The organism is Alteromonas sp. H02, from assembly GCF_059682525.1.
Genome location: NZ_CM185021.1, coordinates 3,059,578 through 3,072,062, shown reverse-complemented (window position 1 = coordinate 3,072,062; position 12,485 = coordinate 3,059,578). Strand labels below are relative to the sequence as shown.

The window sequence follows — 12,485 nt, the reverse complement described above, 5'->3', positions numbered from 1 at the left end:
TTAGTGCTTCCTGAATGTTTCAGAAAGCTAGTGTTGGTGGAGCTGGCGGGATTTGAACCCGCGTCCAGAAAATGTCTACCTTTGGTACTACATGCTTAGTTTGTCTTTTATTTAACTACTTTAGACCCCGACAAACAGGGTTCCTGGTAGCTGTCCTGATACTATTTCGCGGTTCAACCTCAGGAGAGTTTCCCTCGCTAGTCTACTTATATGACCTTCCAAAATCCTGGCTAGCAGACAGAGCTTAGGTGGAAGGGCCTATGCCGGTTATTAAGCGGCTAGTGCGTAGTTTTCGTCGTTTGCGACTATTTAAATGCGGCTTTTTAAGAGGCAAACCGCTCCTCTGCATGCACCTCCAGCTTCCTAGATCCTGTCGAATCCTAATCAGCCCCGGAGATCGTTACTATTAAACCAGAGGGTTTTTGCCCTCTGAATACTGCTTAATATGGGGCGGATACTAACTTATTCAAGGGGTAAGTACAAATATTAACGCGGTGAAGGCGGTTGGTTGCTGCTTTGCTGAGCAGCTAAGTGCCGGTTATCGCTGGATTTACCGCAATGATATGATCTAGGTTGGTGTTTTGCGCTTAATTGCTTACATTATCAATAAGTCATTTAAAGAAGTTTTTATTATGCAACCCATGGATGTCTCGGTGTTAACCCGGGTGAATGAATGGCTGGCAGCCGGTAAACCGTTTTGGTTTTGTACGGTGCTGGCTACCTGGGGCTCTTCACCGCGGGAGCCGGGCAGTTTGTTTGCCGCTTCGGCCAGCGATGACTGGGTGGGCTCTTTGTCCGGCGGTTGTGTGGAAGATGACTTTTTGTCCCGACTGGGCGCCAACGAGTTTAGTGCCCTGGCGCAGATAGTACGTTATGGCGAAGAAGGCGGGCAGCAGGCTATCAGTTTACCCTGTGGCGGTATACTGGATGTGCTGGTAGAGAAGATCATGCCAGATGAAAACCAAAATGCGCACTTTGCGGCTTATCTGAATTGTCTGTTGGGCAAGGATGTAAAAGTGCGAGAGGTTAACACGGATACGGGTGTGAGCCGGTTAAGTGAGGTAACGGAGCATACGCCAGCGGTGAGCTGGCAGCCTGAATGCCATCATGTTGCACTTCGTATTGGCCCGGCCCGGCGCTTGGTTATTGCCGGTTATTCGCCTGTCGCAGAATACTGCGCCCGTTATGCCCAGTCGCTGGGCTTTGAAGTGATTATTTGTGAGCACCGCGAAGCGGAACAGGCACTGTGCAATATAGAAGGGTGCCGGTTTGTGCCGGATTTTGCCGCCGACTATATTATGAAGTCAGGCAACGTACACAGTCACACCGCTGTAGTGGCGTTAACGCACGATCCGCGCGTGGACGATCTCACTATGATGGAAGCCGTACACACCGAAGCCTTTTACATAGGCGTGATGGGCTCTAAACGTACATCGGCGAAGCGGGCAGAACGCCTGCAGCGGGTAGGGCAGCTCACAAATGAGCAGCTAAGCCATATTCATATGCCTATTGGCCTCGACATCGGCAGTAAAACGCCGGCGGAGATTGGCCTCGCGGTGATGGCCGATATCGTCCGTGCGTACCGCCAGCCGGATTAACTACGGCTTGCTAATCCATTTCGTGGTAGGTTAAGTACTTCTTTGTTTTCTTGGAGCTTTTTCATGAAAGTCTGGCTGATTACCGTAATGATAAGTGTGCTGCCGCTAACCTCCTATGCGGGTGAATCTTCTTTACGCTTAACTAACGGCGAGTACGAAATCCCTGCCATCGTAAACTTACCTGATGCTGAACAGGCAGTGCCAGCAGTGGTGTTATTACACGGTACGGCATCCCATAAAAATGAAGTCGGCAATCTCTACGCGCGCCTTGCGGCAGCGCTGGCGCAGGTGGGTATAGGCTCAATACGTATCGATTTTGCCGGTACCGGTGATAGCCCGGTTAGTTATCGGCATTACACGCTCGAAAGTGCCGTTCGCGATGCGAGCGTGGCATTGAGCTATTTGCAGTCACAACCCCAGGTGGATAATGAAAAGTTAGGCATTGTCGGCTTTAGCCAGGGCGGTCTGATAGCCCAGTTGCTAATTGCTCAATCCCCGGAGTTTGACTCATTTGTGGCCTGGTCTTCAGTGGCAAGCGACGGTGTGAGCGCCTTTCGGCCGATGTTCAACAGCATGTACCAGCAGGCAAAGCAGCAAGGTTATGTTACTAAGGAGTATAGCTGGCGAGCACCGCTGGATATTTCGCTTGAATGGTTTGAGCAGGTAAAAGCTAATAAGTCACTTACCAATATGGCCGATTATAACGGTGCACTGCTGGCCATTGCTGGAAGTGCCGATAAGGTAGTGCCTGCCGAGAACGCATTACGGCTGATTGAAGCCACCAGAGCTTACCCGGCGCAGGCCATTATTATCAAGGATGCCAGTCACATTTTTAATGTGCTCAACGAACAGGCGGGAGAGGACGAACAGCTTCTGCAATTAACCGTGCAGTGGTTTGCACAAACGTTACAATAAGTCGAAATAAAACAGGGTGCCTTGGCACCCTGTTGTTATTTTACGCTTTGTGTTTCATTACCCGGGCTTTCTGACGTTCCCAGTCGCGGTCTTTAATGGTGTCGCGTTTATCGTGAGACTGCTTACCTTTAGCCAGGTAAATTTCCAGTTTTACCCAGCATTTTTTCCAGTACATGGCGGTGGCCACAATGGAGTAGCCCTGGCGGTCTCGGGCGCCGATAAGGCGGTCTATTTCGCGCTGATTCAACAGCAGTTTACGCGCACGCTCGGGCTCGCAAATAACATGCGTTGACGCCTGGTTAAGCGGCGTAATGCGGGCACCTACCAGATACGCTTCACCGTTTTGGATGATCACGTAGTTATCGGTGATATTCACTTTGCCCTGACGAATACTTTTAATTTCCCAGCCTTGTAGTGCAATGCCGGCTTCCATTTTGTCTTCGAGGTGGTAATCGTGACGCGCTTTTTTATTCAGCGCGATGGTACCGGAGGTATTGGATTTATTTTTCTTCATGGCGGCTATTATACTGATTACATAAATGTTGTCTCGTATTTCCTGCGCTGGCCGCTAAAAATTTCCTGGCATTTTATGTGATCCACAACAGCTTATTTTCAAAATAAATTTTATGGTAAACTCAGCAGCAACTTGCAGGAGTACAAAATTCGTATGCCGAAAATACAGCGCAGCGCTCTGGTTGCTTACAGCGCGCAATCCATGTTTGATTTAGTTAATGATGTTGAGTCTTATTCTGAGTTTCTGCCCGGCTGTAGCGACAGCAAAATAGTTAGCCAACAGGGTAACGCCATGCAGGCCGCATTGCTGGTTTCCAAAGCAGGGATAAAGCAATGGTTTACTACCCAGAACGTGTTGGAGCCGGCTCAGAGTATCAGCATGACCCTGGTAGACGGGCCGTTTAAGCAGTTGAGCGGAGGCTGGACATTTTCTTCCTTGTCGAAGTCAGCCTGTAAAATAGAGTTGAGCCTGCAGTTTGAATTTAAAAGTAAAATGATCGAGCTGGCCTTCGGCAAAGTGTTTAACACGCTTGCCTCAAGCATGGTTAACGCATTTACCCAACGAGCTAAAGTAGTGTACGCCTGATGGATGAACCCATTAATATCGAGGTGGCTTATGCCACGCCTGCCAAGCAGTCGCTCATCGAACTGACGGTGCCGAAAGGCTCAACGGTAGAGCAAGGGATCCTTGCTTCGGGCATTACGGATATTCACACTGAAATCAATTTGAAAACTGCCAAAGTCGGTGTGTGGAATCGAGTGTGTAAACCCTCGGTAGAACTGCAGGACGGTGATCGTATCGAAATTTACCGACCGCTGATTGCCGATCCTAAAGAAGTGCGTAAGCGCCGTGCCGAAAAAGCCGTTCAGGAAGGGCGAGCCGATAAAGTGACCGGCGGGCGACCCAATCCGTTAAAAGCAGATAAACAAAAGGCCGATTAATATCGACCTTTTTATACGTACATCGCACAGCGGCTCGGTTTAATCGTGACGCTCGGTGAGCGTACCAACTGCCAGTACCGGGGAGGCGTCGATCGATTCAGCATCCATCATGGCAGCAATGCGCTGCATGGTGGCTATCATCTGACTTTGCTCCCACTCGGCTAACTGATTAAAGCGCTCAACAAAGTGTTCCTGCAGCGGACGCGGTGCCGTTGACACTGCTTGTTCACCCGCCTCGGTAAGATAAACACCTACTTTACGCTTATCCTGAGTGCTGCGAATACGGTGCGCCAAATCGCGCGACTCAAGGCGGTCAAGAATATTGGTAATGGTTGCCGGGCTCAAATTAATACTGTCAGCAATTTCCTTTACCATAATGCCTGGTTTTGCCGCGATATTGTGTAATACGAGTAGTTGTGGGCCGGTAATGCCCACATCTTTGCTTAGCTGTTTACTGCGCAAGTCTACCGCCCGTATTACACGACGTAACGCTACCAGTAATTCTTCTTCTTTACGCATTAATAGTAATACTCCTGAATGCATTAGTTAAGCAGATGCAAAAAGTGCTGATGTTTCTGAAATTGGTCCAGCACATCATTAATCACGCCGTCTTTCGACCAGCCCATCAAATCGTAATCCTGACCACCTTCCGACAGGTGAACTTCGGCGCGATAGTACGTTTGATCCTCATCAGCGTCCAGCGGTTCTTCGCCGGTAAGCGTGGAATCAGGCTGCTGTGTTGCGGTCAGGTAAACCGCGTAAGTAAAGTCATTCTGGCCATTCACTACCACTGTAAGCTCTACATGGGTGTCGCTCGATTGTAAATTCGCATCGTACTGACGGCGTTTAAACTCTTCGCAAACTTCATGCAGGGCAGGATAGACCACACGTAACATATAGCCCGACACCTTTTTCTCATTCGGGAAGGTAACAATTTCACCCAAACGCTCTTTCCAGGGCTTATCGTGCTCCACCACGGCGGTTTGCATAGCGGTAATGGCCAGGCTATCCCGTTTGTGCTTCTCGATGCGCAACGATTTAAGCAAGCCGTACATCGCTACCAGTAAAATAATTGAGAACGGCAATGCGGCAACAATAGTCATGGTTTGTAACGCATTGAGTCCACCAGCGTAAAGCAAGACTGCACCAACCAGTCCTACGCCAACAGCCCAGTATACACGTTGCCAGAGTGGCGTGTCATTACGACCATGGGAGCACAGCATATCAACTACCATGGCGCCGGAGTCACAAGACGTAACAAAGAACACCATTACCATTAGCAGCGCAATAATGCTGATAAAACCACTAAAAGGGAAATGCTCCAGAAACACAAATAAAGCAACCGATGTATCGTCTTTCACCATGGAGGCAAGTTTATCGAAACCTTCGTTAAACACCATGTCGATTGCAGCATTACCAAAAATGGTCATCCAGAATAAGGTAAAGGCTGTGGGGATCAACAACACACCCAGTACAAATTCACGCAGCGTTCGGCCAAACGAAATCCGGGCAATAAACAGGCCTACAAACGGTGCCCAGGCCAGCCACCACCCCCAGTAGAAGATAGTCCAGCCGCCAATCCAGTCGGTTTTTTCGTAAGCAAACAAATTAAACGTATTACGAATAATGTCCGACATGTAGGCACCGGTATTCTGTAAATAAGCTTGTAACAGGAAAACTGTGGGGCCAAGTACCAAAATGAATACCAGCAACACTACTGCCAGTATCATGTTGGTTTCAGACAAGCGGCGGATACCTTTATCCAACCCGGTCATTACGGAAATAATGGCCAGACCCACCACAAACATCATCAGGGCCATTTGCGTAAAGGTGGTATTAGGCATACCAAACACATAGCTTAAACCAGCGTTTATCTGGCTGGCGCCAAACCCGAGTGATGTAGAGATGCCGAAAATGGTTGCCGTCACGGCCAGGACATCTACCACATGACCCTGCCAGCCATAAATCTTATCGCCAATCAGCGGATAAAGAGTGGAACGCAAGGTCAGGGGTAATTGGTGTCTGAACGCATAATATCCCAGTACCAGTGCTACCACGGCATAGATTGCCCAGGCATGCAAACCCCAGTGAAAGAAGGTGGTTCGCATGGCTTCTTTTACTGCCTCAACAGAATTTGCTTCTGCTGTGGGAGGCGCCATAAAGTGCATCAAAGGTTCGGCAACCCCGAAAAACATTAACCCTATTCCCATCCCCGCGGCAAACAACATGGAGAGCCAGGTAAGGATGGTAAATTCGGGCTTAGCGTGGTCCGGACCGAGGCGGATTTCACCATACTCGGAGAAGCCGATATACACAACAAATATCAGGATGGCGGCTACGGTAAATACGTAAAACCAACTACCGTTTTCTACCACGGCGGCTTGCATGGTTGAAAACAGATTTTCTGCGGTTTCAGGCATGGCTACTGCAAATAACAACAGCATTAGGATTGCGCCTGAGGCTGCGTAAAAGACAGGTTTATTTAGCTTGGCTGGTGCCGGATTTTCGTGCTTGGGCGTAGTGGTCTGACTCAAGTTATATCCTGTTACTTAACGATAAATAAAACAATTTACGCACAATATACAGCAAATTGAGTCGTCTAAACACTTTCTTGCAAATAATTAGTGTGGAATCAAACCCGTGATCCTCCTTATGTTGATTTACGTAGAGAATTTCCGATTAATCATTAATATTTAGCCAATTAATAGTTAGTGGAGAAATTTACTTTCATTTCTGCTAAGCTACATAGCACTAAAAATGAATCAATAATAAATAATTCAGCTCACTTCAAATAATGTAGGAACTTAGTTCTATGAGAAAAACACACCTTAGTTGTGCAGTGATCGCTGCGCTAGCATCTAATGGCGTGCTTGCCCAGGCAAGCGAATCGAAAGCTTCAATCGAAACCATCGAAGTGACCGCCACCAAGCGGACTGAATCTATTCAGGACGTACCGGTAGCGGTATCAGCCCTAAGTGGTGATGCCCTGGAAAACATGGGTATCGACAACTTCCAGGATTACGTAGAATTTTTACCAAACGTGGTATTCCAGGGTACCGGCCCTGGCCAGAACGAAATCTATATCCGTGGCGCTGCTACTACGCAATCCAGCATCACGCTGTCGTCAGTGCAGGCTCTGCAGCCTTCTGTGGCGTTCTATCAGGACGAAATGCCAGTTTCTATGGCTGGTCGTAACCTGGATATCTTTGCTACCGATGTTGAGCGTGTCGAAGTATTGCCGGGGCCACAAGGTACCCTGTTTGGTGCCAGCTCACAGGCCGGTACCGTGCGTTTAATCACTCGCAAGCCAGACCATGCTGGTTTTGCGGCTGGTTTTGATACCGCCATCGCCACCACTAAAGGCGGTGAAATGAGCAACACGGTTGAGGCGTACATCAATATCACCCCAACTGACGACCTGGCTTTACGCGTTGTTGCGTATAACGACAAGCAGGGCGGCTGGATTGATAACATCGAAAACGATCCGGGTAACGGTGGTTACATCGGCAGTGCGGTGGTTATCGACCGAATTTCCGGTGGTATCTTAAGCGGTGCCGGAGCTAACCCGGTTGGCATGGACGCACGTCGCAGTGTAAACGGCTTTGGCCCTAATGAAGCGGCGGTCGTGTCACCGCGCAATGGCCAGCTCGTTGAAGATGACTTTAACGATGCGGTTTACGCTGGCGCCCGTTTCGGTTTGTCTTATCATATTAACGCAGACTGGAACCTGCTGGTTCAGCACACTGCACAGACGCTGGATACTGAAGGCGTATTCGCTTACGACCCTACCGTGGGTGAAGATCAGGCGGTGCGTTTCCAGGCTGACGAAAACTCAGATGAGTTTGGTTTAACCACCTGGACCTTAAATGGCAGTCTCGACAAACTGGATGTGGTGTATGCCGGTGGCTACCTGGACCGTGAAATCGATACCCTGACCGACTATACCGGTTATACTAATGGTGGGCTATTCTCAGCCTATTACGTGTGTACGCATTACATCGCCGATACGCCGGCCGATATTCGTTGCCTTGACCCTGTTAAGTATTATAAAGAAGACACCACCAGTACCCGTTTAACACACGAGCTGCGCTTTGATACCACCATGGATACGCCGTGGCGAGTTACCGCTGGTGTGTTTTATGATGAGCAGGAAGTGGCGTCTGTTGGGCAGTTTAAAATTGCCAACACCGAAATTGATAATACCCTGAACGACACCGTTAACCCGTGGGCGGAAGACTTCACTGATATGGCTAAAATGCTGGCGGGTAACAAAGGCATTAACAGTGACGGTGGGCCTTTCTCACCGGAAGTCAGTTTCATTAATGACATCACTCATACTATTGAGCAGATTGCAGTGTTTGGTCAACTCGAATATGACCTGACCGATACCCTAACGGCGAGTATTGGGGCCCGTTGGTATCAAATCGATGATATTTATCGAGGTGCAACCTCAACCCGTGACGTAACCAGTCGTTTGCAGGCTTATGGTTCAGGTGTAACGGACCCGAGCGTATATGAAGGTTTAGGTCTGGATGGTCAGGGCGTGGTTGACGCGATAGCTAATGATCAACTGGATACCAGCTTGCTGGATGATGACGGAGTGTTAACCGTTGATGATACCATCTTCAAATTTGGTCTGGATTGGAAAGCCAGCGACGACTTACTGCTCTTCGCGAACTACTCAGAAGGTTTCCGTCCGCCGGTAACTAACCGTTTAGGCGGTGATGCTGCGGCGAATCAATCCGGCGCATTTGAAGGTTTCCGCATCCCGGTTTACTCAACTACAGATACCCTGGATAACTACGAAGTGGGCATGAAAGGGGATTTCCTCGACGGTATCGTCCGTGTTAACGCTACCGCTTACTATTCTGAAATCTCCGACCTGCAAACCTCGCGTTTCGACCCGACTAATATCAGTTTTCTGGTATTCACCGATAACGTTGGTGACGCCGAAATTAAAGGGCTGGACGCCGATATCACTTGGTTAGCTACCGATGATTTGGTGCTAAATGCCGCATTCAGTTTGTTAGACACCGAGCTGACCAGTATTAATCCGGAGCTGGAAGGTATTGCTCCTGGCGTGGGCGCCAGACTGCCTTACTCGGCGGAGTTCTCTGGCAATATCAATGCCCGTTATTATTTCGAACTGGACGGTGGTCAACAGGGCTTCGTGAATGCGTCAGTGGCATACACTGGCGACCGATTGGCCGGTATGGTAATGGACGCTTACGTGATGGAAGACGCGACTCAGCTGATTTACGGTACGGGTTCAGGCCTTAAAATTGAAGACGAAGCTGCTGTTTATGACGGTGTCGGCTATACTGATGCCAACGGCGGCACCTTCCGCGGTGGTCGTTATGTACAGGAAAGCTACGTGATCAGTAATGTGTCGGTGGGCATGTCGGATGACAGCTGGAAAGTAGAGCTGTTTATCGACAACCTGTTCGATGAATCGGCTATCCTGAACATCGATACCCAGCAGTTCACACCGAAGGTGGTGACTAATCGTCCGCGCACAATGGGTGTACGTTTCTCTTTCGATTATTATTAATAGCTGATATTAATACATAATCAGAGTTAAAAGGCAGGCGTAAGCCTGCCTTTTTAGTCTTCAGTTAAAAATACAGCATCCGTTATGATTAAAGACTTTTCAAACCAGTTCCAGGCAATAAAGCAATCGTTGCAAACTAACAACCTTTCTGCGGCAATGGAAAAAATAAGCGCTTTGAAAGCGGTGGAACTACCGGATGCGCTGCGCATTGAACTGCTTTATTTATCAGCTGTAACACAGCGGTTGGCAAATCACTTCAATCAGGCGTTGCAGGAATTAAGCGAGTTGCTAAATCTGCGGCCGGAACACGGCCGGGCTTATCAGGAACAGGCTTATAATTATCTGGCCCTGAATCAGCAGGACAAAGCCGCCAGCGCTTTTTTTCGGGCGACCCATTACAATCCGGCGCTGATCAACAGTTGGAAACAACTCCTTAAAATTTATCAACAGCACCAGGATACGACTGCAGAACAGTTAGCTTTGCAGCATATCGCTTATCTGGAGAAACTCCCGCCACCTATTCTGGGCGCGTATGACCTGATGTATGAAAAACAGCTGGCTACTGCAGAAAAAGTCTGCCGTCAGTTTTTGCAACAACATAAGCATCACCCCGAAGGCATGCTATTACTGGCAGAGCTGGGCATTCAGTTGAAAGTTTATCACGATGCGGAGTTTTTACTAGAAAGCTGCGTCGCACTGTATCCGGACAACCTCAGAGCCGTGATTGCCTATCTTGGCCTGCTGGCTAAGCTCGGTAAACACCAACGTGTCGTCGAAATAAGCGATGAACAGCTGGCTATCTATCCGGACAACTTACAAATTCTGATGGCCAAAGCCAATGCGCTACTGGGGATTAACCGCACCGAAGACGCCATCACTATGTTTACTGAATTATTGAGCGCCGACGAAGACCGGCCCGGCGTATGGCTGGCATTAGGCCACGCCTACAAAACCACCGGTAACAAACAACAAGCGGTTGAGTCTTATCTCAAAGCGGCCCATTATCATCAGCAGTTTGGCGACGCGTACTGGAGCCTCGCTAATCTGAAGTCTTATACGTTTGACGGTAAGGCTCTGCAGGATATGGCAGATATTGAAGCCCAGTCATCCATAGGCGTTGAAGACCGTATACATTTGTGTTTTGCCCTGGGTAAAGGGTTTGAGGATGCCGGCCAATTTGAAAAATCATTCAGCTACTACGAAAAAGGTAATCGCTTAAAACTTATTTCTACCGGCTACGATATTGCTCGTACCGAAGCGGCGATGGCTGCGCAGATTGAAGCTTGTCGCGGCGAGAGCTTCGCTAATCTTCATGGCGGCTTTCCTTCACCGGAGCCTATTTTTATTGTTGGCATGCCGCGTGCGGGCTCAACCTTGCTGGAGCAAATCCTGGCGTCACACTCTGATATTGACGGCACCATGGAGCTGCATAATATTCTCAGCCTGGCCTCATCAGTTGGCGCGCAATTAAGTGAAAGCGGCAAGCCATATCCTTATTCACTTGCCGAGCTATCAACTGAACAATGCTATGGGCTGGGTAAGCAGTATATTGAGCAAACCCGTTATTACCGTGGCTCAGCACCGTTTTTTATCGATAAGATGCCGAATAACTTTATGCATGTCGGTTTTATTAAGCGCATTTTGCCCAATGCTAAAATTATTGATGCGCGGCGTGACCCGATGGATTGTTGCTTCAGTAACTTTAAGCAACTGTTTGGTGAAGGACAGGAGTTTTCTTACGGGCTGGAAGAAGTGGCGCGTTATTACCAGGCTTACGAAAAGCTTATGGGCCACTGGGATGCAATCTTACCCGGCGCGGTATTACGTGTTCAGCACGAAGATGTGCTGGATGATTTAGACGGGCAGGTTAAGCGAATGCTGGATTACCTTGGCGTGCCTTTCGAGCAGGCCTGCCTGGACTTCCATCAAACCGACCGACTCATCAAAACGCCCAGTGCCGAACAGGTTCGCCAACCGATCAATCGCAAAGGGCAGGGGCGCTGGCAACCCTTTGAAGCGCATCTTGGACCTTTGCTGAAACGCTTCCGCGCTTAGTATTTACGTCGTTGCAGGCCGGTCTCAGCAAGTATTTTGGCTGAGATCTCCTCGATAGAGTATTTGGTACTGTTTAAGAACGGTATTTTCTCTTTACGGTATAAGTTTTCCACCTCACGCAACTCCATGCGGCATTGCTGTATAGAGGCATAGCGGCTGTTAGCCCGGCGTTCTGAGCGAATTTGGCTGAGTCGTGATGCCTCGATAGTCAGACCAAACAGCTTTTGCTTAAACTGGCGCAGGGCCGGCGGCAGCTTCAGCATGTCTCCCATATCTTCTTCGGTGAACGGGTAGTTAGCCGCTTTAATGCCATATTGCAGGGCCAGATATAAACTTGTTGGTGTTTTACCGGAACGCGATACACCCACTAAAATAATGTCGGCTTCTTTATAATCCTTAAGATTTGATCCGTCGTCATTCGCCAGCGCGTAGTTAACTGCCTCAATACGAATATCGTAGGTTTTTTCGTGAATACTGTGGGTTCGATGTTTTTCTGGTTTTGATGGCACACCAATGATTTTTTCCAGCGGCGCTACAAATTGGTCGAGAAAATTGTAGTTAATTCCCACAGATCTTGCGATGACTCGCCGAATATCCGGGTTTACAACTGTATAAAAAACGAGCGGGCGTTCCCCGGTATCTTGAAAACTTTCAGATATTTTTTCAATTACTGCGTAAGCCTGTTCTTCAGTTTCAACAAAAGGAATTGTCTTGTGATTGAATTCTGTAGGGAAAAGTGACAATAAAGCGTGGCCAAACACCTCTGCCGTAATGGCAGTACCGTCCGAAATGTAAAATGCTGTGCGCACAACAACTCCTTAACTTTGTCGTAAATTTATTACGAAATGAAATAAAATTTTACTTTCTTATAATCGGCATTTTAGAATTTCCCTATGGAAAAGCCAGCCTGA

The 12,485-nt window shown here is 48.5% G+C and carries 10 protein-coding genes and 1 other RNA gene; 6 read left to right on the top strand and 5 right to left on the bottom strand.

Going from position 1 to position 12,485, the window contains the following annotated elements:
* Positions 1-34: 34 nt before the first annotated feature.
* Positions 35-392, bottom strand: a transfer-messenger RNA (tmRNA) gene (gene ssrA, locus AC566Q_RS14170).
* A gap of 189 nt (positions 393-581) precedes the next feature.
* On the opposite strand from ssrA, the gene AC566Q_RS14165 reads away from it, so the two are divergent.
* Positions 582-1,598 carry an XdhC family protein gene (locus AC566Q_RS14165; RefSeq protein WP_499607280.1) on the top strand — a complete coding sequence of 339 codons (1,017 nt, stop codon included), beginning with the start codon at positions 582-584 and terminating at the stop codon, positions 1,596-1,598.
* A 63-nt stretch (positions 1,599-1,661) separates the two neighbouring features.
* Positions 1,662-2,513 carry an alpha/beta hydrolase family protein gene (locus AC566Q_RS14160; protein WP_499607277.1) on the top strand — a complete coding sequence of 284 codons (852 nt, stop codon included), beginning with the start codon at positions 1,662-1,664 and terminating at the stop codon, positions 2,511-2,513.
* A 40-nt stretch (positions 2,514-2,553) separates the two neighbouring features.
* On the opposite strand, the gene smpB is transcribed toward AC566Q_RS14160, so the two are convergent.
* Positions 2,554-3,027 (bottom strand): SsrA-binding protein SmpB, encoded by a 474-nt coding sequence (smpB, locus tag AC566Q_RS14155; RefSeq protein WP_105934025.1) that lies wholly within the window; start codon positions 3,025-3,027, stop codon positions 2,554-2,556.
* Positions 3,028-3,180: 153 nt separating this feature from the next.
* Between smpB and AC566Q_RS14150 the strand changes: the two genes are divergently transcribed.
* Positions 3,181-3,612: a type II toxin-antitoxin system RatA family toxin gene (locus tag AC566Q_RS14150; protein WP_499607274.1), complete on the top strand. Its 432-nt coding sequence runs from the start codon at positions 3,181-3,183 to the stop codon at positions 3,610-3,612.
* Positions 3,609-3,968: an RnfH family protein gene (locus AC566Q_RS14145; RefSeq protein WP_499617516.1), complete on the top strand. Its 360-nt coding sequence runs from the start codon at positions 3,609-3,611 to the stop codon at positions 3,966-3,968. The genes AC566Q_RS14150 and AC566Q_RS14145 overlap by 4 nt, the downstream gene beginning before the upstream one ends.
* Positions 3,969-4,007: 39 nt before the next feature.
* On the opposite strand, the gene AC566Q_RS14140 is transcribed toward AC566Q_RS14145, so the two are convergent.
* Positions 4,008-4,487 (bottom strand): MarR family winged helix-turn-helix transcriptional regulator, encoded by a 480-nt coding sequence (locus AC566Q_RS14140; RefSeq protein WP_499607272.1) that lies wholly within the window; start codon positions 4,485-4,487, stop codon positions 4,008-4,010.
* A gap of 23 nt (positions 4,488-4,510) precedes the next feature.
* Positions 4,511-6,502 (bottom strand): BCCT family transporter, encoded by a 1,992-nt coding sequence (locus AC566Q_RS14135; RefSeq protein WP_499607268.1) that lies wholly within the window; start codon positions 6,500-6,502, stop codon positions 4,511-4,513.
* Between the two features lie 278 nt (positions 6,503-6,780).
* Between AC566Q_RS14135 and AC566Q_RS14130 the strand changes: the two genes are divergently transcribed.
* Both AC566Q_RS14130 and AC566Q_RS14125 read left to right on the top strand, forming a co-directional pair.
* Positions 6,781-9,519 carry a TonB-dependent receptor gene (locus AC566Q_RS14130; protein WP_499607266.1) on the top strand — a complete coding sequence of 913 codons (2,739 nt, stop codon included), beginning with the start codon at positions 6,781-6,783 and terminating at the stop codon, positions 9,517-9,519.
* A gap of 84 nt (positions 9,520-9,603) precedes the next feature.
* A complete protein-coding gene (locus AC566Q_RS14125) occupies positions 9,604-11,574 on the top strand; it encodes a tetratricopeptide repeat-containing sulfotransferase family protein (RefSeq protein ID WP_499607263.1) in 1,971 nt (656 codons plus the stop codon).
* On the opposite strand, the gene ppsR is transcribed toward AC566Q_RS14125, so the two are convergent.
* The gene (gene ppsR / locus AC566Q_RS14120) at positions 11,571-12,383 is read right to left on the bottom strand and encodes a posphoenolpyruvate synthetase regulatory kinase/phosphorylase PpsR (RefSeq protein ID WP_123323504.1); all 813 of its coding nucleotides are present in this window, start codon (positions 12,381-12,383) and stop codon (positions 11,571-11,573) included. The genes AC566Q_RS14125 and ppsR overlap by 4 nt on opposite strands.
* Positions 12,384-12,485 lie beyond the last annotated feature (102 nt).